The sequence below is a fragment of the Methylophaga sp. genome (genome assembly GCF_048266885.1).
In the GTDB taxonomy this organism is placed as follows: domain Bacteria; phylum Pseudomonadota; class Gammaproteobacteria; order Nitrosococcales; family Methylophagaceae; genus Methylophaga.
This window is the reverse complement of sequence record NZ_JBLWYR010000018.1, coordinates 1-25,508: the sequence shown is the minus strand read 5'-3', so window position 1 is coordinate 25,508 and position 25,508 is coordinate 1. Positions and strand designations below refer to the sequence as shown.

Genomic DNA, 25,508 nt, shown 5'->3' with positions numbered 1-25,508 from the left:
GGTTACTTCTCCTGTTTACAGAATTGGTTAACTTGCTGTTGAAGCGTGCTTATTTGTTGTTGTCTTTCTTCTTCAGTAGGCCTTGTCACATTGCCCTGTGAATCCATCACGCGCCGACCAGGATTGTCCTGATACTGCTGTAAATTATAGTTGGCAATTCGACAGTTTTCCGCTAAAGCTTCAGCAATCCGTTCTTCCTGTTGTTGATTTTGTTGTTGCTCCTCACGGGCTTCATCGGTTGCTTTTTGTTGCTCAATTAACAACTCGATTTCTTTTTTTGCCGCTTCAGGATTCATCGACGGTGGAGGCGGTGTGCCCATTTTTTCATAGGGTTTATCGACCGGAGGGTTTTGTGAATAGATAACTTCACCATCATCATCAATCCACTTATATGCATCCGCTTGAACCGTCATCGCAAAGACTAAAGCAAGACAGCAACAGCTTAATTGCGGTATAAACATCACGGATACCTAATCAAATAAATCGTTATTCTACGCCAAAGCGCTATTTCATAAAATGTCTGATCATACTGTTCGTTTTGAATTAAAAATTCCGGTGGAAAATGGCTCTGTAAATGCCATCGATCTGTTAGCTCACCACTGTGAACTTTCCCGCCAGCAAATCAAGCAGGCGATGAGCAAGGGAGCTGTCTGGTTACAAAAAGGCAAGCGCACTCAACGATTGCGTCGAGCGACAAAAACCCTGAGTTCCGGGGAGGTATTACGGTTTTATTACGATAAGCGTTTATTGGACCAAATCCCTGAAGCCCCAACGTTATTACATGATTTTGGTCTTTACAGTGTGTGGTTTAAACCGGCTGGAATGTTAGCGCAAGGAACGGAGTGGGGTGATCATTGCAGTCTGCTTCGAGTTTCCGAATTGGCCTTTGATAAACCCAGACAAAGTTTTCTGGTACAGCGTTTGGATCGTGAAGCCTTTGGATTGATGATTATTGCCCATCAGCAAAAAGCGGCGGCTCAGTTATCCACGCTGTTTCAACAACGAAAGATTGAAAAGCACTATGAGATTCAGGTTGATGGTGACGTTGAGTGGCAAAAACTGACAATTAATACACCTTTAGATGGAAAGCATGCCGTCAGTCATTTTACAAAACGTACTTTTGATGTTGATAAAAACCGAACAAAGCTAGATGTCTCCATCGAAACGGGGCGTATGCATCAAATTCGCCGGCATTGCGCATCGATTGGGCATCCGGTCAGTGGTGATAGCCGTTACGGAAAAAAGACTGCAGATGGTTTGCAGTTGAAAGCCTGTCGTTTAGCTTTTGATTGTCCTATTACTCATAAAAAACAAATGTTTAGCAGCTGAATGCGTTGACATTGCGCTTTTTACGGCGCAATGATCAACTATCACATCAATGACAGAGTCCAGCAATGAGCCAGTCTGAACAACAATATGTTTTCGATCCTGAATATGGTCAGTTTTATGGTGATGATGATCGACGTCGTTATCAACGGCGGCAAAGTCTCACAAGACGTGAGCAGATCCGTTTTGATTTGAGTCACAGCTTGCGCCGTTCGGGACGTGATCGTCGTTTATCGCCTACAAAACTACAGACCAGAAAAAATCATTAAGTTGGATCTGCTAGACGCATTATCTTGCCAATATAAACACTTTGGGAAATGCCTCTTGCTGCGAGAAAAATAATCAAAGCGGCCCATAAGCCATGATTACCAAATGGTTGTAGCAGATAAAAAGCGGGTAAATAACAACAGAATGCAGCAAATAACATGGTATTACGCATTTCCCGACTTCGCGTCGCGCCAACAAAGAGGCCGTCCAGTAAATACGACCACACCGCAACCAGCGGCGCGATAATCACCCAGATAAGATGCATCCCAGCAAATTCTATTACCGCATCAATACCGGTTAGCAATCGGATAATCGATGATCCGAATAACAGATATATCAGCGAAAACAACATTGCCATTAATATTGACCAGAATGCGGTTAAGCTGAGCGCTCTCTTCAACATGGCTGGTGATTTACGGCCAATCGCTTTACCCGTCAATGCTTCAGTGGCATTAGCAAACCCATCTAAAACAAACGCCATGAAAGTAATAAAGTTCAACAAAACACTGTTGGCTGCTAATACGGTATCGCCCTGGCGGGCACCTTGAGTAGTAAACAAGGCAAAACAGCTGATCAATAAAAAGGTTCTGATCATTACATTGCCATGCACATGCAAGCCATGGCGGCTTTGTTGCAGTACCTTTTTGCTCAGTGATAGACGAATACCAGCTTTATTTACTCCGTAGTTTTTGAGTAATAACAAACCAATTAGCAGGCCGCTGTATTCAGCGATAACCGATGCCAATGCCACACCATCGACATCCATACCCAGCCCCATGACAAATAATGCATCTAGCAGAATATTGGTGATATTGATAACCAGCACCATCAGCAGAGCCGCTTTTGAAGCTTCACGGCCGATAAGCCAACCTAAAATGGCGTAATTAATTAATGTCGCCGGGGCGCTCCAAATACGGACATCAAAATAAACGGCAGCGAAATATTCGACGTCCTGGCTACTGCTAACCAGATGCAAAGCCAGATTGCGAATAGGCAGTTGTATTAGCAGTAATAACACGGCAATCGTTAGCGCCAGCCAAATGGATTGCATTAATACCGCCTGCATTTTTACGGTACTATTTTCGCCATAAGCTTGGGAGGTCAGGCCGGTAGTGGCCATTCTGAGAAAACCAAAGCCCCAGAAAACAAAGGTAAAAATCATACTGCCAATGGCTACGGCACCAAGGTAATGTGCTGCGCTGAGATGGCCTACCATTGCGGTATCCACCATCCCTAACAAGGGCGTAGAGATATTGGCAATGATCATTGGTCCGGCAATTCGCCAAACCTGGCGGTGCGTTACAGTATTATCTGACACAGCTTATCCAGTAAATTCAGCCTACAAAGGCAAAGCTAGAAAGGTTTGGAAAACCTTATCGGGGAAAACAATGATTTTAGCGAAAAAATGCAGCATGACTGAGGAAAAAGACACGTATGTGGATTGAATGGCTAAGTTATGCTGCAGCGGGTATGGTGGCTGGCACACTTGCCGGACTGTTTGGTATTGGTGGGGGACTAGTGATTGTGCCTGTCCTGGTCTGGTTATTTAGCAAACAGGGGTTACCCAACGAATATCTAATTCATATGGCAGTGGCGACATCACTGATGACCATTATTGTAACTTCCATGTCATCGATATTTGCCCATTGGCGGCTAGGTAATATTTCGCTGCTGGCGGTTCGCCGTTTGGTACCTGGCCTCATCATCGGCGGATTTGGCGGCGCATTGTTGGCCAGTCTGATAAGTGGTGAAAAGTTACAGATATTTTTTGCGATATTTGCTTTTTTAATGGCATTGCGGATTTGGCTGCCTAACGCGACGGCATCCTATCCCATATTATTAAATCGATGGCCTGCCACTATCTATGCTTTGTTTAGTGGTGTGATCAGTGCGCTAGTTGGCATTGGCGGTGGCACTTTGATTGTCCCTTATTTATTAATGGCACGACTTAATATTCAGCAGGCAATTGGCTCCGCTGCATGCTGTGGATTACCAATTGCTATTGCTGGAGTGATTGGTTTTATTGTGTTTGCTCCCAGTGAATTGAGCCAAGAATCTTCCTGGCAAACTGGCTTTGTGCATTGGCAGGCATTTATCGGCATTATTATCACCAGTGTGTTTTTTGCCCAGGTGGGTGCCAAACTTGCCAAAAGATTACCGTCCCATTGGTTACGTCGTTTGTTTTCACTGTTGTTGATTTGCGTCGCGATTTATTTTTTTAGTCGTTAGCTAAAGTGACTTCAACTTTGATGGCGGCGTGGTTTCTTTTATAATTGACGGGTTTATTCTCTATCCTAATTAATTACTGGAGCAATCGCTTTATGAATCTTGACCGAGTCGGCCCTGGCAGCAACCTGCCTGAAGATATCAACGTCATTATCGAAATTCCCGCTAACGCTAATCCGGTCAAATATGAAGTCGATAAAGCGACTGGCGCATTGTTTGTTGATCGTTTTATGAACACGGCTATGTTCTACCCAGCCAACTATGGCTATGTGCCGCAAACTTTATCTGATGATGGTGATCCGGTTGATGTATTGGTCGTCACACCATTTCCATTAATTAACGGTTGCGTGGTGGCATGTCGTCCAGTTGGTATGCTTAAAATGACCGACGAAAAAGGCGAAGATGCCAAAGTCGTTGCGGTTCCACATGACAAAATGTATGACCACGTTAAAGACATCAAAGATGTGCCGGAATTTTTGCTGAACCAGATCGCACATTTTTTCGAACACTACAAAGACCTGGAAAAAAACAAATGGGTCAAAATTGAAGGTTGGCAAGGAATTGATGCCGCTAAACAGGAAATTGTGGACAGTGTTGCGCGTTATCAAAATGAAGCGAAATAACTATCATTGAATTGATAACTCATCCTGTTTGTGCACGCGGCGAGCTGACGAATGTTAGTTCGCCGTTTGTCATTTTACGACTGGAAAAATCATGACACAGATTATTGTTCAGGGGCCCCAATTAACCCAGCAACTGGCTACTGAGATTGCTGAAAAATTAGACGGGCAGTGCCAGTGGAAAAATCGTTATGCATTGATTGAAGATACTCAGCATGCGGATTTGACGATGTTACGAAAACTTTACGCAGTGGATATTAATGTGCTGCCGGCAGATTTTGTAGCAGAAGAGTGTCGCTTGATAGTAATGGATATGGATTCCACCTTAATCACGATTGAATGTATTGATGAAATCGCTGACTTTATGGACCTAAAGCCCCAGGTTGCAGCCATTACCGAGGCTGCTATGCGTGGTGAGATAGACTTTGAAACGTCGCTTAAACAACGGGTAGCGCTATTAAAAGGATTGCCCGTCGATATGCTAGATCGTGTTTATAACGAACGCCTTATGCTCAATCCTGGTGCAGAGTTGATGTTGAAAACGGTGCAGCAGGCTGGTATTAAAACAGCACTGGTCTCTGGTGGTTTTACGTTTTTCACCGACAAACTCAAAAAACGGTTAAATCTAGATTTTACCCAGGCAAATGTGCTGGAAAACGAAAACGGTTATCTGACAGGTCAAGTCACTGGAGATATTTGTGGTGCTCAGGCTAAAGCAGATTTTTTAATTAAACGCTGTGAAGAACTCAACATTGATAAAAGCCAGAGTATCGCTATTGGTGACGGTGCCAATGACTTACTGATGATGGCTGAAGCCGGCATGAGTGTGGCTTATCATGCCAGACCTAAAGTACAGGAAGCGGCCGATACAGCGTTGAATTTCTGTGGTTTAGATGGTGTATTAGGACTATTGCAACGACCTTGACCAAAGGCGTAATCTTGAATTAACAGCAGGTGCCCCCATCTGCTAAAACTAACTAATCAAAGAGGTAACAACGATGGATATTATGGAACGCATTAAACAGGCAATTGAATCAAACTCAGTGATTCTGTTTATGAAAGGTACACCGGAATTTCCACAATGTGGTTTTTCCAGTCGTTCATCACAAGCTTTAACTGCCTGTGGCTCAGAATTTGCTTATGTAAATGTACTGGCTGACCCGGAAGTGCGTGAGAATCTTCACCGTTATGCTGATTGGCCAACTTTTCCACAACTCTATATCAACGGTGAATTAGTGGGTGGATGTGACATCATTATGGAACTGTATGAGAACGGCGAACTCAAACAGATGGTTGAAGCAGCGAGTTGATTTTTGCTATGGCAGAAAAACGTGATCAAGATTGGCAAGCCGAGCATGATTTTGCGGTTGCGCCGTCTAAACCGGAGTTAAAACAGCCACCCAAATATCGGGTGATCATGATGAATGATGATTACACGCCGATGGATTTTGTTGTGGAAGTGTTAGAAACCTTGTTTGATATGGGACGTGAACGTGCTACACGTACTATGTTACAAGTGCACACAGAAGGACAGGCGTTATGTGGTGTCTTTACATTTGAGATCGCGGAGGCCAAAGTGGAACAAGTGAATAGTTATGCCCAAAGACATGGGCATCCTTTACAGTGCACCATGGAACAGGAATGAGATGGCTGCAACGACAATAGGCGGATAGCAATATGCTGAGTAAAGAACTTGAACACACGCTGAGTCAGGCATTCAATTATGCTCGACAAAGATCCCATGAATTTCTGACAGTTGAGCATTTGCTGTTAGCCCTGCTGGAGAATGGGCAGGCGTTGGCGGTGCTCAAAGCCTGTGAGGTGGATATCAATGCCTTGCGTCAGGATCTGACCGATTTTCTTGCCGATAATCTGCCAACCTTGGCTGAAGACAGCGATCGTGAAACTCAGCCAACATTAGCTTTTCAACGTATTTTGCAACGTGCAGTGATGCATGTGCAGTCTTCTGGTGGGGAAGAGGTTACTGGTGCAAATGTGCTGGTTTCAATCTTCTCTGAGCAACAATCTCAAGCGGTTTATTTACTGCAGAAACAAGATGTCAGTCGACTGGATGTGGTGAATGCCATCAGTCACGGTGGCATTGAAAATCTGGCTGAAGAAACCAAAAGTGAAAAGATTGATGTCGAAGACGGCAATTCTGAAAGCAAAAGCCCATTGGCGTTATACGCTACCAATCTGAATGCTGAAGCCAAACTGGGTCGTATCGATCCATTAATTGGTCGAGCTAATGAGATTGAACGTACTTTGCAGGTGTTATGTCGCCGCCGTAAAAACAATCCATTATTTGTCGGTGAAGCTGGCGTCGGTAAAACTGCGCTGGCGGAAGGTTTAGCGAAACGCATTGTTGATGGTGAAGTGCCAGAAGTATTGGAACAGGCGGTTGTTTATTCTCTGGATATGGGCGCTCTGGTCGCTGGTACCAAATATCGAGGTGACTTTGAAAAACGTCTGAAAGGCCTGCTTCGAGAAATCAAACAGCAGGAGCATGCGATTCTGTTTATTGATGAAATCCACACAATGATTGGTGCTGGCAGTGCCGGTAACAGTGCAATGGATGCGGCTAATTTACTTAAGCCGTTATTGGCTAATGGTGAATTGAAATGCATTGGTTCAACCACTTATCAGGAATACCGCAATATCTTTGAACACGACCGTGCTTTGGCGCGTCGTTTCCAAAAAATTGATGTGCCTGAGCCTTCAGTGGCAGAAACCATTGAGATTCTTAAAGGCTTAAAACCCGGATTGGAGTTGCATCACAATGTGCGTTATTCCAATGCGGCGATTGAACAGGCGGCAGAATTAGCTGCTCGTCATATCAATGATCGTTATTTGCCGGACAAAGCAATTGATGTGTTAGATGAAGTCGGTGCGGCGCAACGTATTTTGCCTAAATCAAAACGCAAAAAAATGATTGGTGTACCGGATGTACAGCAGATCGTTGCCAAGATTGCCCGGATTCCTGCCAAGACTGTCAGTAATGCAGACAAAGACAATCTGCGTAATCTTGAACCAAACCTTAAACATGTTATTTTCGGTCAGGATGATGCAATTTCTGCATTAAGTTCAGCGATTAAAATGGCGCGCTCCGGTTTGGGTCATCCAGAGAAACCAACAGGTGCTTTCCTGTTTGCTGGCCCAACAGGGGTCGGTAAAACAGAAGTCACTCGCCAATTAGCGCATATTCTTGGTGTTGAATTAATACGCTTTGATATGTCCGAGTATATGGAACCACACACGGTATCACGCTTAATTGGTGCGCCTCCTGGTTATGTGGGTTTTGATCAGGGCGGGTTATTGACCGATGCGATCATCAAACAACCGCATGCCGTATTACTGTTGGATGAGATTGAAAAAGCCCATCCGGATGTCTTTAACTTGTTATTGCAGGTCATGGATCACGGTACCTTGACGGATAACAATGGCCGTAAAGCTGATTTCCGCCATGTGGTGTTAGTGATGACCAGCAATGCCGGTGCACAAGAAATGGGGCGAAGCTCGATAGGCTTTACCAAACAGGAACACCATATGGATGGTACAGAAGCGCTGAAACGTGCTTTCTCACCAGAGTTCCGTAATCGTTTGGACGGTATTATCCAATTCAAGCCACTCAGCAAAGAAGCGATTCTCCGGGTAGCTGACAAAGCGGTACTTGAGTTGGAAATGTTGTTGCAGGATAAAAACGTCACCATTGAAATTGAGAATGATGCGCGTGAATGGCTGGCAGAGCATGGCTATGATGTACAGATGGGTGCTAGACCTATGGCACGCCTGGTACAGGAAAAAATCAAACGTCCGTTGGCTGATGAATTATTGTTCGGCCAACTGAGCGATGGTGGTCATGTCAGGGTCATTTTGAAAAATGATGAACTGGTTTTGGATATCATCAAAGAAACTGAACCTGCATAAAGATAAACAATCAACCCGGTAGTTATTCACTACCGGGTTTTTTTGTGTCTATAAATTGTTACTCACGGAAATTTTTCCATTTAATACCGGCAAGTTATTCACCTATTTCACATATTCTTCACATCTTTATATAACAGATGTCGCTAACTCACTGATTATCTTAAAGGTGGTTTTAAGCTATTGAATATTAAGAAGATTTGCAATTTGATTGTTTTTTGACCATTTTGAGCAGAGTGCTTAAATATGAACAGCTTAGCGACTAACTCCAAAGTTAAACACAGACTTATCCACAGAAAATGTGAGTAACTTTACCGTTTGATGACACAGCAAAATTCAAGCCAAAACTATGTAAAATTCCTTAGAGCTCTATGCCTTTTTGAGCACGGATACCATCGCGAAATGCATGTTTGACATCCTCAATCCTGCTGACAGTATCAGCAGCCTCAATGATGCTGTCTGGAGCACCGCGACCGGTAATAATCACGTGTTGCATTGCCGGGCGAGCAGCTAAGTCAGCTATTACTTTATCTGCATCCAGATATTTCATTTTCAAGACAATATTCAGTTCATCTAGCAAAATCACGTTAATGCTGTCGTCTTGTAACATCGTTTTAACAATATCCCAGCCTGCTTCTGCAGAAGCTTTATCCTGTTCCAGGTTTTGCGTATCCCAGGTAAAACCATCGCCAACCACGTGATAACTAACCTGTTCAGGAAAACGACGATAAAATGCTTCTTCACCCGTACTCATCGCACCCTTAATAAATTGTACGATACCGACTTTCATATCATGGCCCAACGCTCTGGCAATCATGCCAAAACCGGATGAACTTTTACCTTTGCCGTTGCCAGTTATGCACAGCAGTAAACCTTTATCCTTGGTGGCCTTTTGGATCTTTTGATCGACCACTTCCTTGTGACGTTGCATGCGATCTTTATGGCGTTGGCTTTTTTCTGAATCAGTCATAACTTTCCTAAAATAAAATAAAAAATATTAATAACGCCGCTTCCAGCAGTTCCACCATTGCGCCTGCAGTATCACCGGTAAACCCGCCTAATCGACGTTCCATCAGGTAACGCAGTAACAGAAAAACCAATAAGCCAAACAACAGGACGAACAGACCGACACTGAATAACGCCAATACACCAACTGCGAGCATCAGCCGTTGTGTATGCAACGCAGATTGTTGTTGTTTAAGAATACTGCCCAAACCGTGGGGCCGCACATATTCGGTGGTTAAAAACAATAATGGTAAAGCGGTGCGTGCCAGTATCACAGACCAGATTAATGCCCACCAGTTCTGCTGACTGAGTAAAACAGTAAGCATGGCAAACTTAATCAACAGCACTAATACGATTGTCACTACTGCAATAGGGCCGGCAGCCGGGTCTTTCATAATCAATAAGGTTTTAGCTGTATCACCAATACCGCCCAACCAGGCATCAGCACTGTCTGCCAATCCATCCAGATGTAATGCACCGGTGATGGTTATCCAGACTGCTAACACCAAGATCGCAGAGACCATTGGCGCTTGAGCGTTAAGCCCCCAGGCTAATAGACTTAACACGATACCGATGAGCAAGCCTACAACTGGATAAAACAACAATGAGCGGCCAATATCCTGTTCGGTAAATTCACCCTGCAATCTGACCGGCAGAATAGTCAAAAACTGCAGGGCGATTAAGAAAGATCGCATTAGTTGATGGCTCCGGCGATGGCCGCTTCTTCAAAAGTGGCCATTTGATTGTGCAGGGCACAGGCCATTCTTAATAACGGGATAGCAACGGCTGCACCACTAGCTTCGCCCAGGCGCATATTAAAGTTTACTAAAGGCTGTGCCTCAAGAGTCTGTAACACCACGCTATGTCCTGGTTCGGCGCTATGATGACTGAACAGAAACCATTGCCGACTGCCCGGACAAATTTGTTCAGCACATAAAGCGGCTACGCTACTGATAAAGCCATCAATCACCACCGGCAGACCAGATTTGGCACAGTGCAGGTAACTACCCACCATCGCAGCAATTTCAAAGCCGCCCAGATAACGCAAAATGGCTAAGGGCGAAACAAGATGGTTTGTATGTAATAACAAAGATTCTTTAATGATAGTTGCTTTATGTGAGACGCCTTCAGCATTAAGTCCAGTACCTGGGCCGGCCAATTGGCTAGCCGGTAGATTCAACATCGCACAGGCCATTGCACTTGCTGCTGTGGTGTTGCCAATCCCCATATCGCCGGCGATATAAAGCTGAGTTCCGTTCTGCAAGCAGCATTCGACATTATGTTGACCAATCAGTATGGCTTGTTTGCATTCAGCTTCATTCATTGCTGCTTGCTGATGAAAATTGGCGGTACCATTGGCGATTCGTTGATCCTGTACACCTTTAATCTCTTCCAATTCACTGACCGTACCAACATTGATCACGTCCAGCGAGGCATCCAAATGTTTTGCTAAAACGCTAATAGCCGCGCCACCACTGGCGAAATTACGAATCATCGCCGCGGTAACGGATTGTGGATAGGCCGAAATGTTTTCTGCCATCACACCATGATCAGCAGCATAAACGGTGATATGCACATGATCGGCTTGCGGTGTTGTGCCTTGCAATGCTGCCAGTTGCACGGCTAATTGTTCGAGTTGGCCTAATGAGCCTGCCGGTTTGGTCAACTGGCTTTGTCGCATTAAAGCTGCATCTGCAGCATTTTGGTCAATCGTTTTGGCAGGTAATGTTAACCATTGGGTGAAGTCGATCATTCAGTTTCCTTTCAAAGCATGCGGCAAACCTGCCACTGTGAGGATGACATTATCCATCAGCACAGCAAGTTGTTGATGCAGGCGGCCGGCTTCATCACAAAAGCGTCGGGTCAATTCACCCATAGGTACAATGCCCATACTGGTTTCATTACTGACCAATATGATGTCAGCCTGCAGAGTTGGCAGAGTCTCAAGTAATCGTTGGATTTCTTTTGATAATAAATTTTGATCATCGGCTAGCAGCAAATTGGTCAGCCATAACGTAAGGCAATCAACCAAAATGCATTTATTGTTATGGTCCTGTTGTTGCAGCGCCGTGGCAAGATTAAGTGGCACTTCGACAGTAGTCCAATGAGCAGGACGTTGCTGTTGATGCAAGGCAATACGCTGCTGCATTTCACTGTCATCAGCGCGGGCTGTCGCCACATAGCAGACGACTAATTTACTGTTGATAGCGCGTTGTTCAGCCAGTCGGCTTTTACCGGATTTTACACCGCCAAGGATCAGAGTTTTAGCCATTTGCTGCCTTTAAAATTGTCAGTAGTGCTGTGGTATCCATATGCTGTTCAACCATTTCTGCCAGTCGTTCAATATCCGCTTCACGCAAAGCATGATAATTAGGGCTACTGACGTTATTCAGTCCAGCCCATTGCAGCAATGCATCACAGCTTGTTTGCTGTTCAAATAATCCGTGCAGATAGGTGCCGATAATCTGATTATCTTCGCTGATCGCTCCATCGGGACCATGCGATAACCGTAGCAACGGACGCAATAACGCTTTGCCTTCACTGACACCGGCATGAATTTCGTAGCCACTGATAGCAGCATTATTTAATAATAACTGTCCTTGATTTTGCCGTAATTGTTTCTTGGCATGCAGGGTAGTGTGCATATCCAGTAAGCCGAGACCTTTTTTGCAAGTGTCAGGCGAACCTTCAACGCCAGTTGGATCATCAATCTGCTGCCCGAGCATTTGAAAACCACCACAAATCCCTAATAGTTTGCCCCCGTAGCGCAGATGTTTTTGAATCGCTACAGGCCAGGCTTGTTGTTCTAGCCATAGCAGATCGGCGCTGACATGTTTACTGCCAGGAAGAATGATCAAATCTGCTGGCGGTATCTGTGAATCCGGACCGATAAATTGTAAGTTTACGTTGGGGTGCAGGCGTAATGGATCCAGATCGGTATGGTTACTGATACGAGGCATGACCGGCACGATAACATTCAGCACATTGTCGGCTTTTTCTACCTGCGTAATGTTAATCGCATCCTCAGCTTCCAGGTGCAGTCCATGCATATAGGGCAGCACACCTAGAACCGGCTTGCCAGTGCGTTTTTCCAGCCAGTCCAGACCGGATTGCAATAAGCTGATATCACCACGAAAGCGATTAATCACAAAGCCTTTGACACGCTTTTGCTCAGAAGCTGATAGAAGATCTAATGTACCCACCAAGTGAGCAAATACACCGCCACGATCAATATCAGCAACCAGGATCACCGGACAATCCACGGCTTCAGCGAAACCCATATTGGCAATATCGCGATCGCGCAGATTAATTTCTGCCGGTGAGCCCGCACCTTCCACTATCACGACATCATATTGTTTAAGCAGACGGCCATGCGATTCCAATACTGCAGTCATCGCGGTTTGTTTATAGTCGTGGTAGAAGCGGGCATCCATATTGGCAATGGCTTTGCCGTGAATAATCACTTGAGCGCCGGTATCACTGTTAGGTTTTAGCAAAACCGGATTCATATCGATATGCGGCGGTAGGTTGCAGGCCTGGGCCTGAACGGCCTGAGCACGACCAATTTCACCGCCATCGGCAGTCACAGCACTGTTTAGCGCCATATTTTGCGGTTTAAAGGGTGCGACAGAATAATCTTGATTGACCAGCCAGCGACATAATGCCGTAACCAGTGTACTTTTTCCGGCATCAGATGTGGTGCCTTGTACCATTAGCGTTTTAGCTATCATCTAGGCATAACCTGCTGTAAGGCATTTTCTAATCTTGACCAATCATGTTCAGAAGAGGGCAGACCAAAGCGTATTGCAACAGGTTTATCAAATAATCTGCACAAGATGCCTTGCTCGGCTAATTGATAATGGATCTGGGAAGCCTGCTCAATTTTGATCCATTGAAACAAAGCGCAGCCTCCCGTTGGCCGAAGTCCGTAAGCGCTTAATAGTTCGGCTAAACGTTGAGCATTTTGAGGCAGGTACTGTAATGATTGCTGTTGCCAAATCTGATCTGACAATGCTTGACTCGCAATCCAACGAGACGCAGATGCAATCGGCCAGGGGCCCAATTTTTCTTTAATTTCAGACAACAAATCAGGATGACTAATAACGAAGCCAACCCGTAAACCAGCCAATCCAAAAAATTTTCCTAACGAACGTAAAATAATCAATCCCGGTTGAACAGGCAAAGAAGCGAGACTTTTTTGAGCGGTGACATCGATAAAGGCTTCATCGACAATTAGCCAACCATTACGGGATTGCAAATTACGATGCCAATTTAATAAACATTCCTCACTGAATGTTTGCCCGGTCGGGTTATTGGGATTTATCACAATCACCACATCAAATTGTTCGATCTGTTGTTCCAGTTCAAAGCTTTCGAGTGCCACCACCTCATGTCCTGACTCTTGCCAGCAATGTCTATGCTCTTCATAGGCTGGTGAGAGTATGGCAACACGACAAGGAGCTCTGAGTGTTGGTAGTGTCTGAATAGCAGCTTGTGAACCGGCAATGGGAAGAATATATTGGCATTGATAATAGTCCATCGCTTTATCAATTAAATCATCTTCAGATTCAGGCAATCTAGACCAGAGTGATACTGGAATAAATTCCGGCACAGGCCAACCATTTGGGTTAATACCCGTGGATAAATCCAACCAATTATCTACTGCAATGCCATAACGTTGAGCATAGGCCTTAATGCGGCCACCGTGATTAAGCATAAAAAATCCCTGTAATCATGCCAATAATAAACAGCCATAGCACGACGCTATGAAATACCAAATCTAAAGCACGTTGAATATCGCTAGCGGTAGCCTGATGATTTGAACCGAGCAAAGCACGCTGATGCCATTCACCGTGATAACAGGCAGCCCCACCGAGTTCAATGTCCAATGCACCGGCACCACTGGCCATCACTGGTCCAGCATTGGGGCTGTCCCATAATGGTGCTTGCTGACACCAGCAACTCAATGCTTTTCGCGTATTGCCAAGCAGGGCATAACTTAAAGCAGTCAGCCGGGCGGGCACAAAATTTAATAAATCATCCAACCGAGCTGCCGATTTACCAAAATAGAAAAATCGTGGAGTTCGATAGCCCCACATGGCATCCAAAGTATTAACCAGACGGTAGGCAACCGCGCCGGCTGCACCACCGATAACAAACCAGAAAAGCGTACCAAAAACGGCATCGTTGCCATTTTCCAGTACTGATTCAATGGTCGCTTTATTCACATCAATATGATCTTTATCCCGACTAACAATGCGGCTGGTCAAGGTTTTGGCTTGTTCGACGTCGCCTTGTTGCATGGCATGCAGGATAGGTCGGGCATGATCAAACAAACTGCGATGCCCCAGGCACAGCGTTAACAGCACAACGGAAAAAAGGGTGCCCCATAACGGAATCTGGCTGATCAAATAAGTAATAAATGTAATTGGCACAATACAAATTATTAATGCCAGCATGCCAGCAAAAAACTGAAGAATTCGATGCTGATTGGCGTGATTAAAATATGCTTCGATTTTATTCACCAAAGCGCCAAAACCAACCAGAGGATGCATCCGTTTTGGTTCACCGACAAACCAGTCAATGATCAAAGCACTGAGCATGATAATAAAAGTCATGTTTTGGTTTTGTTTTCCCAGCGGTTTTCAAAGATAAGCTCATCCAGAGGCTGACGTTGTCGCCAGTTTTCCTGCTCCAACATGGGCTGTTGGTAAAATGCATCAACATGACCAAGACACAGAATCGCCACCGGGCAGGCACCTTCTGGAATGTCCAGTAAATCGGCCAATTTTTGGGGATCAAATAACGAGACCCAACCCATACCCAATCCTTCGGCACGGGCAGCCAGCCACATATTCTGAATGGCACACGATACCGATGCCAGATCCATTTCCGGCAGGGTGCGGCGACCAAAAATATGCGATTCACGTTTATCCATCAACGAAACAACCAACACTTCGGCGCAATCCTTGATGCCTTCTACTTTCAGCTGCAGAAATTCCGTTTCACGTTCACCCAAGGCTTTTGCGGTCAGAACTCTTTCATTTTCAACGATTTGATGGATAGCGTTACGGATGCCGTTATCGGTAATCCGAATCATCCGCCAAGGCTGCATCATTCCTACGCTGGGAGCCTGCCAGGCTGCTTGAAATAATCGCTGCAGGATATCTTGATCGATGGGATCAGCGATAAAATGGCGCATATCCCGACGCTCACCAATGGCGCGATAAACCGCTTCACGATCTTGGTCATTAAAACGATATTTATCCTTACTCATAGGGTAAACCAGCGGGCAATTAGTTCAGGGGCTGACGGAAAATAAAAGTGGATATAACTGGCGGTCAGGCGTTGTTGCTGAAATACCGCTTCACTGACTTTGTTGTCATTAGGGGATTCAGCATAAGCAATAGCGTCGAGTTGGTTTTCCAGCAAGGAATGGTGATAGGTATGCCCACGTAAAGTATGATTATCAACAGTGACTTGTTGCAGAGCCAAGGCTGTCAGTCTGGCTTGTAATTTGGCATCAGCACCCAGCACACCACACATTTCAGCTTGATGGCCATGCTTATCGGTTAATGTGCGGCACAAATACAGCATGCCACCACATTCAGCCAGCACCGGTTTATTGGCATTAATGTGTTCACATATCGCCTGACGCATCGACATATTTTGGCTGAGCGTTTCCAGATGCAGTTCAGGGTAACCTCCAGGAAGATAAAGACTATCCACCTCAGGCAGCGTTGTATCCGATAACGGTGAAAAAAATATCAGCTCAGCACCCAACGCGGTTAAACAATCCAGATTTGCCTGATAAACAAAGGCAAACGCTGCATCCTTAGCCACGCCGATGCGAAGATCTTTTAATAATGGGGGTAAAGCTTCAACAGGTTCGTAGTCTAGTTTGATTTGCGGTAAAACAAATTCGGGATTGAGCTGAATGCTATCTGCCAGTCGGTCCAGGCGCTCATTCAAATCCGTGAGTTCATCAGCCTGAACCAAACCCAGATAACGGCTGGGCAGACTTTCAGTTTGACGAGACATAGTAGCAAGGCAGGGTAGATCTTCTGGTAAAGCGGATGTCAACATTTCAGCATGTCTGGCACTGCCCACACGATTGGCCAGAACGCCAGTCAACGTCACATCCGAACGAAAGTGGGCTAAGCCAAACGCTAAAGCGGCGAATGTTTGTGCCATGGCACTGGCATCAATCACCGCTAACACCGGGATTTCCAAAATGGCAGCCAGATCGGCTGTGGAGGGCGCGCCATCAAACAAGCCCATCACCCCTTCAATCAGAATGATATCTGCCTGTTTGGCAGCGTCGGCAATCAATTGTCTGGAGTGAGTTTCACCGACCATCCATAAATCAACTTGATAAACCGGATGGCCGGAGGCAAATGACAAGATCATTGGGTCCAGAAAGTCTGGACCCACTTTGAAAATTCGGACCTGTTTACCCTGACGTCGATAATGCCACGCCAAGGTCGCGGTAACAGTTGTTTTACCTTGACCTGAGGCGGGGGCAGCAATAATCAGCGCAGCGCAGGTTTGCGGCTGCTTTGACATTAACGTAGCTGATTACTGCGCTGGCTCAAATTCGCAAAACGGAAGCTGATATGAATCACTGCGGCAACAGCGATGTAAAAGCTTAATTTACTCAGGTTGCCAGGATAGGACTGGATAAACCGGTTCAGATAATCAGCCATGGTTGGGTCGACATAACGACCTGAAAACCAGTAAAAACCACCGCCACTGAACAGGCCGGCAACTGCGGTAACCGTCACCAGCGTCATCGCCAGTGTAAACAGAGCCGTCCAGTTAAATTGGTATCTGGATAACAACCAACGACCGGCCAGCCACAAACTGCCGTATGCAGGCAGTAAAAAGCCATAGGATGGTGAAACACAGAAATTACTGGCGCCACCAATATAAACCGACATCAAATCCAGCACAACAGCCAGACCTAAAAAAGCCGGAAACCACAATTTTGAAGCTAGATAAAATCCGGCGAGGAGAAATACTGCCCAGGAGGCGCTGGGTAAAACGTTGATATCGGCGAAATGATGACCACGAGTCATCACCATTAATAAGGCAAGAAGCGCAGCCACGATCAGTTGCTGACGTTGAGACAATAACGACATTGAGGTTCTCCGATGTGCTCACCCGCACAACTTGGTTAATAGCATTTTCGGTCAACAGACCAGGATATTTCAGGCCGGTCTCCGGACTCATGAGCGGTGCTGTCACCGGTTGAACACCTTCCCGTAATAGATACAGTGGCTAACGTTCAATCTCAACTCATTTACCGTTGCGGGGGCAGTGTCGGGTTTATCCAATGTTTGGCTGTACCGACTTCCCGTTTCATCACTTTCGCGACACCTGAAACTGCCGACAGAATAAGGATTAGCAAGCTATATTGTCAATTTGGAAATCAATTATTGCCCTTATCAGGTTTGACGATAAGCCACGGGAGATTTAAGATGCGCGCCTCTTCAGGTGCTTTTATATCCATCAGAGTTAAACGGGAAGTTGGTGAAAAACCAACACTGCCCCCGCAACGGTAAACGTTGAAAATGCATCCAATCAGCCACTGCGATTAATCGTGGGAAGGCGGATGTACTGGCGCAAGCCACAACGTGAGTCCGGAGACCGGCCTGAAGTTCATCACAACCAACGTGTGTTGTGTGACTTTATTAATCCGGATCGCGGGTGAGCGTATCCCTAGGAGACAATATGAAACCTTTAACAAAGGCAATGCCTTTGCGCGTCTGTGCACGTCTTACAGTAGCGGCACTGGCTACTTCCACCTTCTCTGTTACGGCTCTGGCTGAACAGGAATCCCTTGATGCAATGACGATTACGGCTAATCGGATGCCTACCGAAAATGCGTTGGCACCCAATACGGTTATTACCCGTGCGGATATTGATCGGTTGCAGATTAATAATTTGCCCAGCTTACTGTCACGGTTTCCGGGTATGGATATTTCTAATAGCGGTGGTTTGGGGAAAAACAGCAGTGTGTATTTACGAGGCACAAATTCAGATCACGTGCTTTTTTTAGTTGATGGAGTTAAATGGCATTCTGCTACATCCGGGGGGGCCGCCATCCAGGACTTTCCAGTAAATCAGATTGAACGAATTGAAATCGTACGTGGACCAAGGTCTGGTTTGTATGGTTCAGAGGCGATTGGTGGTGTCATTCAGATATTTACCCGCCAAGGTAAAAACCAAGATCCAACCCCCTATGCGTCGGTGGGTGTTGGTAGTCATAACACTAAACAGGCGAGTGCAGGCGTAAGCGGAGGTAATGGAACGACTCGTTATCATGCCAATTTCACACATCAATCAACCAATGGAATTAATGCCCGAGAACAAGATAATCCGGATCATGATGGTTATCGAAATAATAGTGTTTCAGCAAAAGTCGATCACGCCATTAATAAAGACTGGAGTGTTGGAGCTAATTTTTTACGCGCTCAATCACTAAACCATTATGACAGCTTTTCCCTGACCGAAGATTTTTATGCTGATAATATTCAACAGGTTATAGGTATAAATTCACGTTATCAATTTACTGATAATTGGTTAATGTCCTTTAATTTATCTGAATCCCGCGACGAGTCAGATAATTATGCGGATGGAATTGCAGACGGCACGTTCAATACCCGTCATCGTTTTGTCAGTTTGGTAAACACTTTTATTCTGTCAAAACAGCAAAGACTCAATGTAGGTCTTGACTATGATCATGACCGTGTTGAGGGCACGATTGATTACGATGAAACTTCACGTGATAACAAAGCGCTCTTTATTAGTTGGCAAGGAAATGCTGGAAACCATAGTTGGTTATTGAGTACACGTCATGATAATAACGAAGCCTATGGGGAAGAAACTACTGGCACTGCAGAGTGGGGCTATCAGTTAACACAGTCACTTCAGCTTACGGCAAATGCAGGAACCGCATTCAAAGCCCCCACATTTAATGAACTTTATTATCCAGATGTTGGTTTTTTTGTAGGCAATCCCGATTTGGAAGCCGAAAAGTCCAAAAACTATGGCGTAGGTTTGTTAGGCAACGCTGATTGGGGTACCTGGGGTGTTCATGCTTTTCAGAACAAAATTCGTGATTTGCTAGTGTATCAATTTCCCACCACGGAAAATGTGGATGAAGCCAAAATCAAAGGTCTTGAGCTTGATTTATCGACAATAGCATTCGACTGGCAGGTTCAGTTCAATGCGACTGTGCTTAAACCCGAAGATGAAGAAACGGGTAATAAGCTACCACGCAGAGCACAGCGCATGGCGAATCTGCATGTGGATCGCCAGTTTGGTGATTGGTTAATTGGCGGTAGCTGGAAAGTCAGTGATTATCGTTATGATGATGCCGCTAACAATACACGCCTAGGTGGTTATGGCCTGGTGGATTTCCGCGTTGCTTACAAGATTGATAATGACTGGTCAGTTAAGTTAAATGCAATGAATGTATTCGATAAGGAATATCAAACTGTAAATAACTTTAATACCTTGGATCGGACTTATATGCTGTCTTTGCATTATCAACCATAAAATTAAGTCGATTAAATCATGCTCAGTTGTTATCGGCTGGGCATGATTGTTTAAATTCGTGGGTTTTTTCACCATCGTTTTGATAAACGCAATTTTCCAAAAGTTTTTAAATTTCTTCCCTAAGTTTTATTTCGCTAAGTCACTCAAGGATAAAGCTGGTCAGTAATACGGCTTATCTTTTAGAATGGCAGGCTTTTCCAGCTATTTCAGAGTTGTCATGACCGATCTAAAAGATAAAGGTTTTGCTACCCGGGCAGTGCGTGCCGGACAGGTAAGAACGCCAGAAGGTGAACATTCCGAGCCGATTTTTCCTACCTCAAGTTTTGTTTTTGATAGTGCAGAGCAAGCGGCAGCTCGTTTTGGAGGTGATGAACCGGGCAATATCTATTCACGATTTACCAATCCCACCGTACGAACTTTCGAGCAACGTCTGGCCTCATTGGAACAAGGTGAATCCTGCGTAGCTACTGCTTCAGGCATGTCCGCAATTCTGGCCACCTTTATGGGCTTATGTGCTGCCGGTGATCATATTGTTTCATCACGCAGTGTGTTTGGTACCACCCGGGTGTTGTTTGATAAATACCTCAGCAAGTTCGGTTTGCAGACGGACTATGTGCCGTTAACCGATCTGGCAGCCTGGGAAGCGGCAATTAAGCCCAATACCAAAGCGTTATTTCTGGAAACACCTTCCAATCCACTCAATGAAATTGCTGATTTAGCTGCTTTATCGGCTTTGGCTAAACAACATGACTGTTTGCTAATCGTTGATAACTGCTTCTGCACACCGGCTTTACAACAACCTTTATTGCTTGGAGCCGATATCGTGATTCACTCTGCTACCAAATATATTGATGGGCAGGGGCGTTGTGTGGGCGGTGCTGTTGTCGGTGATGCAAAACGTGTAGGTGAAGACGTCTATGGGTTCCTTCGTACTGCCGGACCAACCATGAGTGCATTTAATGCCTGGACTTTTTTGAAAGGTCTTGAAACATTAGATTTACGCATGAGAGCGCATTCCACTAATGCCAATCAAATTGCACACTGGTTGCAACAGCAAAAACAGGTAACACAAGTGTTTTATGCTGGACTGGAATCGCATCCCGGACATCAATTGGCCAAACAACAACAATCTGATTTTGGTGGCATTATTGCTTTCGAGGTAAAGGGCGGTCAGCAAGCTGCTTGGAAACTGATTAACGCTACGCAGTTTATTTCGATTACGGCTAACCTGGGTGATACTAAAACGACTATTACTCATCCGGCCACCACCACACATGGCCGCTTGTCAGTGGAAGCTCGTGCGGAATCAGGTATCAGTGATGGCATGATACGTTTGTCGGTTGGTTTGGAAAATGTAGAAGATATTCAAGCAGATATCCAATGTGGGTTGGATCTACTTTAAGCTCGCCAAGCAAATAACTGAACTATCGGCATAAAACCTGCATATTAAGTCTGAAATAAAACAATTCGCGTCAGGAAGTCGTCAGTAATGACATTTTCTGCCGCTTCTCAAGTCAAACAGGTTGTTTTTATGCAGAGAATATTGAAGCTAATACTGGCACTGCCGCTCATCTGGTTTGCGTTACCCGCACTCGCGGATACTAACCCAAACGCTGATGTACGCATCATTATTGATGTCTCTGGCAGCATGAAACAAAACGACCCACAGAATCTACGATCGCCGGGCCTGAGATTATTAGGTGGGTTGATGCCGGGTGACGCTGAGAGCGGTGTCTGGACCTTTGCCCGCTACGTCAATATGCTGGTGCCAATACAAAAAGCTGACGATACTTGGCGACAACGCGTTCAGCAAAAATCTTCCGAAATACATTCTCATGGTTTATTTACTGATATTGAGCAGGCGCTGCAAAAGGCCACAGCGAATGTCAAAGCTTCTGATCCAGCCAAGCAACGCAGCATTATCCTGTTATCTGATGGTCTGGTGGATCTGCATCAGGGAAAAGCAAACAGTGATCAATCCCGTCAAAACATCATCGATAAATTATTACCGCAAATAAAACAAAAAGGCTTTCGAATTCATACCATAGCCTTGTCCGAAGATGCAGATCATGAACTGTTAAAGCAACTATCACTTTCCACCGATGGCTGGTATCACAAAGTCGATAATGCTGATGAATTGGAACGGGTTTTTCTGCATTTATTCGAGCAAGCTACTCAGCGTGATTCCGTTCCGTTAGTCGATAATCGGTTTACCATCGATAACAGCGTCAATGAAATGACGATTTTGGTGTTTCGTGAAAATGAAACCGATGTCACCCAACTGGTTCAACCTGATCAAAAAAACCAATCACACGAAACTCATGAGACCTCAGTAAGCTGGATGCAAGAAAAACATTTTGATTTGATTACCATTGATAAACCGATGCCAGGAGAGTGGTTTATTGATGGCAATATCGATCAAGATAACCGGGTAATGGTACTGACTGATCTGCGTATGGAAACCATTGATCTGCCAAACAATATTTTGGCGGGAGAGCAATTTGATATTGTGGCCAAATTAACCGACCATGGTAAGCAGGTTGAACGGAATGATTTTCTGCAACTGGTTACTGCAGAATTAAGTACTCAGCCATTGCAAGGTGAACCCATCAATAACACGATGACCTTAAACAACCAAACGGCGACGTTTATGGCAAATTTGGGCAAGTTGTTTGATAGTGGACAAAACGATATTGTGATCACGGCTAAAAGTGACACCTTTGAGCGGCAGCGTCGGCAATCAGTCAATGTGGTGGCACTGCCATTCGATGTGACCGTGACACAGTTAGAAGCGGATAGCCGCAGCCATCGTTTATCTATGTCTGCTGATGCCAACATGATTGATCCTGAATCTTTGCAAATCACTGCTTTGCTCAGCGCACCGGATGGTAGTGAATTCCCATACGATGTACTACGTCAATCAGATAATGCCTGGCAGTTAACAGTGGCTGATTTACAACCTGAAACTGCTTACCAATTATCATTGCAAATCCGTGGTAAAACCCTGACAGGGCGGAATGTTTATTTACAGCCTAAACCAATCCAATTGTTAGATGAAGCGGGCGCAACGTTAACGATTACTTCAGAAACGCCGATTGTGGCCGAACAAAATAACGCTGAGCCGTTTGAGCCAGTTATTATTGATCCATTAGTAGATGAGCAAGCCTCAGAAACCACCAACCCGTTGTTTGAACTATCAGACACAATAATTTTAGCCATTGGTAATGCGGTTATTGTTTTACTGTTATTGATTGGATTTTGGTTTTGGCATCGCAGCCGTCGCCGGCAGCTATTACCTGGAGACTTATTGTAAATGTCGATGACTGATCCCGTTTTTCAATGGTTGGCTTATGAGCTGGCCGGCATCTTTGCCATTTTATTTATCTGGGTTTTACTGCGCGCCCGTCGTAAACAAAAACGCACTCAAGCCGCCGCAGCCAGCAAAGCGAAATTGTTGAAAAATAGTTATGAACAGCGTGTTGCTGCATTAAGCAGTCAGCTCAGCACTCGTTATGGATTAAGTGGCGCGGCACTTGACTCAATGGTCGATGAGTTAATGCTGCGGGAAAAAGAAATCTTTAAATCGATTGTTAATTTGTACACTCAGCAAGACGAGAAAACGCTTAATAATCTGCCTGAACAAATCACCGCGTTAACCGATGCCACCATCAGCATCATGGAGGCTGATGCGGAACAGGAAATAACCGCCCCGGAACTACTTGTTGAAGAGGCTGATGATTCGCTGGTTGCAGAAGAAGTGGATGAACCCGAAACTTCCGAGGCCAACGATGTAGAAGCCGAACCCGAAGCCGATATCGAGTTTGATGGTGTATTTGATGACAGTAATGCTGAAACCTTTGTTGCACAAACTGAAATGCTGGATGACGAGTCTGAATTGACTGATGCGCCTACTGATGCTGAAGCGGATTTTGCAATTGAACTGGCAGATATTGAAACCGAAGAAGTCGATGTTGATGATATTTTTAATCAAAACCAGCCAATAGACGAACCAGTTGTTAGTGATGAACAGGATGAGCTGGCAGAAGCAACTGCCACGGCAGAGTCTGAGTTGGATATTGACCCTGATCTATTAGCAGAATTTGATGGGCTGGCGGAAGCTGAAACAGCAGAGGAGTTTGCTGAAGAGCCTGTGGTCGAACCTGAGCCACCACAACCAGCACCTGAAAAATCAGCCATGCGTATGGCCGACTTTTTAAAAAATGACTGGGATCCAACCATTCCTGATGTCTATGGTAAAACCCCAAATGAAACGCCAGTCGAAGAAACCCAGCCAGACATAGAAGATGAGTTAGATACGACGAGTAATGCTTCCGAGCCAAAAGGCATGAAAGCGCATTTGAATAAAGCTTGGACCAACCAGATTCCCGATATTTACGGCAAATCTGCCATTCCAATCGAGGAAGCACAACCCGATGAGGATCTTTCAACGTTTGAGCACCAAGAGCTAAAACTGCATGCTTTTGAAGCTGATGATACGACACCGCAAGATTATGCCACCTCAGTTTTACCGGCAGACATTGAATTAGACATTGAAGAGCCTGAAATCGATATTGCAGAAGATATGATTTCTGTTGCAGAAATCGACAGCCTAATGCAACCACATGCGTCACCCGTCGTAAGCGATGATGATAAAGCGATGGATATCGTTGTTGATTTCAATGATGAATCCAGTACTGAAAAAAATGCGGTAGACGAGCTACCAAATGATGAAACTGAAGTAAGGGCTGAAGTTAATGAGCCAAGTGAAATGGCGGCATTTGATGAACCAGCTGATGCAATTGAATCCGATAACGAAATAACCTCCCTAGCTGAACCCGATTCCTCCAATGAAACTTCTGAAATGACAGAAGACTATTCCGTTCATTTAGACGAAGACGATTTAATTGATACTGACTTGGAACAGCCAGAACAAAATTCAGAAATGATGGATGCTTCAGATTGGGAGGCAGAGCTGTATGCTGAAGCAGCTGATGAGGCTCCATTAGCTTCCTCAGAATTGACTCAGGAAACAGCTAACGAACTCTCAGAGTCAACATCTGAATCGGAAGCCCCAGACATTGAAAATGAGGCTGAATCAGCGGACTGGGACACTGATCTTATTGCTGAACAACTTGATGCTAATGCTGTTGATACAGTACTGACAGATGAAATTACAGCTTCTTTAGAAGATTTAGAACCAGAGAACTTACCAGACACTGAACAAGCAATAACTGTTGAAGAGACTACTGAAGATCTAGATTTAGATGACTTAACTGGGTTTCATGAGGATGAGGCAACAATAGCGCAAACTCAAGTTACAGATGAACCGAGTTTGGATGAAAATGGATTATCGCAGCAACAAAATGATGTCATTGAAAAAGATGAACCTGCAGAATTTTTGGCAGAAGATATTGAAGATAAGCTAGTTGACGATAGTAATCAGTTGGACGAGCTGCAAGATATTGATTTTGCAGAAATAAACCAACAAGAGGAATATATTGCCGAAGCCGAAGCCGAAGCCGAAGCCGAAGCCGAAGCCGAAGCCGAAGCCGAAGCCGAAGCCGAAGCCGAAGCCGA

Annotated in this window: 24 protein-coding genes and 2 riboswitches; of the genes, 12 read left to right on the top strand and 12 right to left on the bottom strand. The window is 45.0% G+C overall.

Translation table 11 applies throughout. The annotated features are described in order from the left end of the window. Positions 1–2: 2 nt before the first annotated feature. A complete protein-coding gene (locus tag ACN0V2_RS09940) occupies positions 3–461 on the bottom strand; it encodes a DUF4124 domain-containing protein (protein WP_417550659.1) in 459 nt (152 codons plus the stop codon). 55 nt (positions 462–516) lie between these two features. Here ACN0V2_RS09940 and ACN0V2_RS09935 point away from each other — a divergent pair, with 55 nt between their 5' ends. After that, entirely contained in the window at positions 517–1,329 is an 813-nt protein-coding gene (locus tag ACN0V2_RS09935; protein ID WP_417550658.1) for an RluA family pseudouridine synthase, read from the top strand. A 65-nt stretch (positions 1,330–1,394) separates the two neighbouring features. Then, positions 1,395–1,595: a hypothetical protein gene (locus tag ACN0V2_RS09930; RefSeq protein WP_417550657.1), complete on the top strand. Its 201-nt coding sequence runs from the start codon at positions 1,395–1,397 to the stop codon at positions 1,593–1,595. Here the strand turns inward: ACN0V2_RS09930 and ACN0V2_RS09925 are convergent. Next, positions 1,592–2,911 carry an MATE family efflux transporter gene (locus ACN0V2_RS09925; protein ID WP_417550655.1) on the bottom strand — a complete coding sequence of 440 codons (1,320 nt, stop codon included), beginning with the start codon at positions 2,909–2,911 and terminating at the stop codon, positions 1,592–1,594. The genes ACN0V2_RS09930 and ACN0V2_RS09925 overlap by 4 nt on opposite strands. A gap of 116 nt (positions 2,912–3,027) precedes the next feature. Here ACN0V2_RS09925 and ACN0V2_RS09920 point away from each other — a divergent pair, with 116 nt between their 5' ends. From ACN0V2_RS09920 to clpA, 6 genes are all read left to right on the top strand, one after another. After that, positions 3,028–3,822, top strand: a complete 795-nt coding sequence (locus tag ACN0V2_RS09920; protein ID WP_417550654.1) for a sulfite exporter TauE/SafE family protein — start codon at positions 3,028–3,030, stop codon at positions 3,820–3,822. Positions 3,823–3,914: 92 nt separating this feature from the next. Further along, on the top strand, positions 3,915–4,442 hold the full coding sequence (gene ppa, locus ACN0V2_RS09915; protein ID WP_417550653.1) for an inorganic diphosphatase: 528 nt from the start codon (positions 3,915–3,917) through the stop codon (positions 4,440–4,442). Between the two features lie 91 nt (positions 4,443–4,533). After that, a complete protein-coding gene (gene serB, locus ACN0V2_RS09910; protein WP_417550652.1) occupies positions 4,534–5,364 on the top strand; it encodes a phosphoserine phosphatase SerB in 831 nt (276 codons plus the stop codon). Between the two features lie 73 nt (positions 5,365–5,437). Then, the gene (gene grxD, locus ACN0V2_RS09905) at positions 5,438–5,749 is read left to right on the top strand and encodes a Grx4 family monothiol glutaredoxin (RefSeq protein WP_417550651.1); all 312 of its coding nucleotides are present in this window, start codon (positions 5,438–5,440) and stop codon (positions 5,747–5,749) included. Positions 5,750–5,757: 8 nt separating this feature from the next. Beyond that, on the top strand, positions 5,758–6,084 hold the full coding sequence (gene clpS / locus ACN0V2_RS09900; RefSeq protein ID WP_417550650.1) for an ATP-dependent Clp protease adapter ClpS: 327 nt from the start codon (positions 5,758–5,760) through the stop codon (positions 6,082–6,084). Positions 6,085–6,116: 32 nt separating this feature from the next. Next, positions 6,117–8,366, top strand: a complete 2,250-nt coding sequence (gene clpA / locus ACN0V2_RS09895; RefSeq protein WP_417550649.1) for an ATP-dependent Clp protease ATP-binding subunit ClpA — start codon at positions 6,117–6,119, stop codon at positions 8,364–8,366. Positions 8,367–8,724: 358 nt separating this feature from the next. Here clpA and cobO read toward each other — a convergent pair whose 3' ends face one another. From cobO to ACN0V2_RS09845, 10 genes are read right to left on the bottom strand one after another with little or no spacing between them, the layout of a single operon-like run. Further along, positions 8,725–9,333 (bottom strand): cob(I)yrinic acid a,c-diamide adenosyltransferase, encoded by a 609-nt coding sequence (gene cobO, locus ACN0V2_RS09890; RefSeq protein WP_417550648.1) that lies wholly within the window; start codon positions 9,331–9,333, stop codon positions 8,725–8,727. Between the two features lie 7 nt (positions 9,334–9,340). Then, entirely contained in the window at positions 9,341–10,063 is a 723-nt protein-coding gene (locus ACN0V2_RS09885) for an adenosylcobinamide-GDP ribazoletransferase (RefSeq protein WP_417550647.1), read from the bottom strand. Beyond that, positions 10,063–11,121, bottom strand: a complete 1,059-nt coding sequence (gene cobT, locus ACN0V2_RS09880; RefSeq protein WP_417550646.1) for a nicotinate-nucleotide--dimethylbenzimidazole phosphoribosyltransferase — start codon at positions 11,119–11,121, stop codon at positions 10,063–10,065. Before cobT ends, ACN0V2_RS09885 begins: the two co-directional genes overlap by 1 nt. Continuing rightward, positions 11,122–11,640 carry a bifunctional adenosylcobinamide kinase/adenosylcobinamide-phosphate guanylyltransferase gene (gene cobU / locus ACN0V2_RS09875; RefSeq protein ID WP_417550645.1) on the bottom strand — a complete coding sequence of 173 codons (519 nt, stop codon included), beginning with the start codon at positions 11,638–11,640 and terminating at the stop codon, positions 11,122–11,124. It lies immediately after the preceding gene. Next, positions 11,633–13,099, bottom strand: a complete 1,467-nt coding sequence (locus ACN0V2_RS09870; protein WP_417550644.1) for a cobyric acid synthase — start codon at positions 13,097–13,099, stop codon at positions 11,633–11,635. Before ACN0V2_RS09870 ends, cobU begins: the two co-directional genes overlap by 8 nt. Next, positions 13,096–14,085, bottom strand: a complete 990-nt coding sequence (gene cobD / locus ACN0V2_RS09865; RefSeq protein ID WP_417550643.1) for a threonine-phosphate decarboxylase CobD — start codon at positions 14,083–14,085, stop codon at positions 13,096–13,098. Before cobD ends, ACN0V2_RS09870 begins: the two co-directional genes overlap by 4 nt. Then, positions 14,078–14,986 (bottom strand): adenosylcobinamide-phosphate synthase CbiB, encoded by a 909-nt coding sequence (gene cbiB, locus ACN0V2_RS09860; RefSeq protein ID WP_417550642.1) that lies wholly within the window; start codon positions 14,984–14,986, stop codon positions 14,078–14,080. The genes cobD and cbiB overlap by 8 nt, the downstream gene beginning before the upstream one ends. Then, complete coding sequence (bluB, locus tag ACN0V2_RS09855; RefSeq protein WP_417550641.1) at positions 14,983–15,645, bottom strand: 5,6-dimethylbenzimidazole synthase; 663 nt, start codon at positions 15,643–15,645, stop codon at positions 14,983–14,985. The genes cbiB and bluB overlap by 4 nt, the downstream gene beginning before the upstream one ends. Beyond that, positions 15,642–16,934, bottom strand: coding sequence for a cobyrinate a,c-diamide synthase (locus tag ACN0V2_RS09850; protein ID WP_417550640.1), 1,293 nt, complete (start codon positions 16,932–16,934; stop codon positions 15,642–15,644). Before ACN0V2_RS09850 ends, bluB begins: the two co-directional genes overlap by 4 nt. Next, entirely contained in the window at positions 16,934–17,509 is a 576-nt protein-coding gene (locus tag ACN0V2_RS09845; protein ID WP_417550639.1) for a hypothetical protein, read from the bottom strand. Before ACN0V2_RS09845 ends, ACN0V2_RS09850 begins: the two co-directional genes overlap by 1 nt. 54 nt (positions 17,510–17,563) lie before the next feature. Continuing rightward, a riboswitch (cobalamin riboswitch) is annotated at positions 17,564–17,766 on the bottom strand. A 79-nt stretch (positions 17,767–17,845) separates the two neighbouring features. Next, a riboswitch (cobalamin riboswitch) is annotated at positions 17,846–18,041 on the top strand. A gap of 60 nt (positions 18,042–18,101) precedes the next feature. On the opposite strand from ACN0V2_RS09845, the gene ACN0V2_RS09840 reads away from it, so the two are divergent. From ACN0V2_RS09840 to ACN0V2_RS09825, 4 genes are all read left to right on the top strand, one after another. Then, positions 18,102–19,931, top strand: coding sequence for a TonB-dependent receptor domain-containing protein (locus tag ACN0V2_RS09840; RefSeq protein ID WP_417550638.1), 1,830 nt, complete (start codon positions 18,102–18,104; stop codon positions 19,929–19,931). 217 nt (positions 19,932–20,148) lie between these two features. Then, the gene (locus ACN0V2_RS09835) at positions 20,149–21,333 is read left to right on the top strand and encodes an O-succinylhomoserine sulfhydrylase (protein ID WP_417550637.1); all 1,185 of its coding nucleotides are present in this window, start codon (positions 20,149–20,151) and stop codon (positions 21,331–21,333) included. Between the two features lie 87 nt (positions 21,334–21,420). Next, positions 21,421–23,244: a vWA domain-containing protein gene (locus tag ACN0V2_RS09830; protein WP_417550636.1), complete on the top strand. Its 1,824-nt coding sequence runs from the start codon at positions 21,421–21,423 to the stop codon at positions 23,242–23,244. Then, on the top strand, positions 23,245–25,508 hold a 2,264-nt coding region (locus tag ACN0V2_RS09825; protein ID WP_417550635.1), incomplete at its 3' end, for a hypothetical protein.

Coding starts and splice junctions, on each gene's coding strand:
- ACN0V2_RS09940 (WP_417550659.1), bottom strand. CDS start 461: ATGTTTATACCGCAATTAAGCTGTTGCTGTCTTGCTTTAGTCTTTGCG.
- ACN0V2_RS09935 (WP_417550658.1), top strand. CDS start 517: ATGTCTGATCATACTGTTCGTTTTGAATTAAAAATTCCGGTGGAAAAT.
- ACN0V2_RS09930 (WP_417550657.1), top strand. CDS start 1,395: ATGAGCCAGTCTGAACAACAATATGTTTTCGATCCTGAATATGGTCAG.
- ACN0V2_RS09920 (WP_417550654.1), top strand. CDS start 3,028: ATGTGGATTGAATGGCTAAGTTATGCTGCAGCGGGTATGGTGGCTGGC.
- ppa (WP_417550653.1), top strand. CDS start 3,915: ATGAATCTTGACCGAGTCGGCCCTGGCAGCAACCTGCCTGAAGATATC.
- serB (WP_417550652.1), top strand. CDS start 4,534: ATGACACAGATTATTGTTCAGGGGCCCCAATTAACCCAGCAACTGGCT.
- grxD (WP_417550651.1), top strand. CDS start 5,438: ATGGATATTATGGAACGCATTAAACAGGCAATTGAATCAAACTCAGTG.
- clpS (WP_417550650.1), top strand. CDS start 5,758: ATGGCAGAAAAACGTGATCAAGATTGGCAAGCCGAGCATGATTTTGCG.
- clpA (WP_417550649.1), top strand. CDS start 6,117: ATGCTGAGTAAAGAACTTGAACACACGCTGAGTCAGGCATTCAATTAT.
- cobO (WP_417550648.1), bottom strand. CDS start 9,333: ATGACTGATTCAGAAAAAAGCCAACGCCATAAAGATCGCATGCAACGT.
- ACN0V2_RS09885 (WP_417550647.1), bottom strand. CDS start 10,063: ATGCGATCTTTCTTAATCGCCCTGCAGTTTTTGACTATTCTGCCGGTC.
- cobT (WP_417550646.1), bottom strand. CDS start 11,121: ATGATCGACTTCACCCAATGGTTAACATTACCTGCCAAAACGATTGAC.
- cobU (WP_417550645.1), bottom strand. CDS start 11,640: ATGGCTAAAACTCTGATCCTTGGCGGTGTAAAATCCGGTAAAAGCCGA.
- ACN0V2_RS09870 (WP_417550644.1), bottom strand. CDS start 13,099: ATGATAGCTAAAACGCTAATGGTACAAGGCACCACATCTGATGCCGGA.
- cobD (WP_417550643.1), bottom strand. CDS start 14,085: ATGCTTAATCACGGTGGCCGCATTAAGGCCTATGCTCAACGTTATGGC.
- cbiB (WP_417550642.1), bottom strand. CDS start 14,986: ATGACTTTTATTATCATGCTCAGTGCTTTGATCATTGACTGGTTTGTC.
- bluB (WP_417550641.1), bottom strand. CDS start 15,645: ATGAGTAAGGATAAATATCGTTTTAATGACCAAGATCGTGAAGCGGTT.
- ACN0V2_RS09850 (WP_417550640.1), bottom strand. CDS start 16,934: ATGTCAAAGCAGCCGCAAACCTGCGCTGCGCTGATTATTGCTGCCCCC.
- ACN0V2_RS09845 (WP_417550639.1), bottom strand. CDS start 17,509: ATGTCGTTATTGTCTCAACGTCAGCAACTGATCGTGGCTGCGCTTCTT.
- ACN0V2_RS09840 (WP_417550638.1), top strand. CDS start 18,102: ATGAAACCTTTAACAAAGGCAATGCCTTTGCGCGTCTGTGCACGTCTT.
- ACN0V2_RS09835 (WP_417550637.1), top strand. CDS start 20,149: ATGACCGATCTAAAAGATAAAGGTTTTGCTACCCGGGCAGTGCGTGCC.
- ACN0V2_RS09830 (WP_417550636.1), top strand. CDS start 21,421: ATGACATTTTCTGCCGCTTCTCAAGTCAAACAGGTTGTTTTTATGCAG.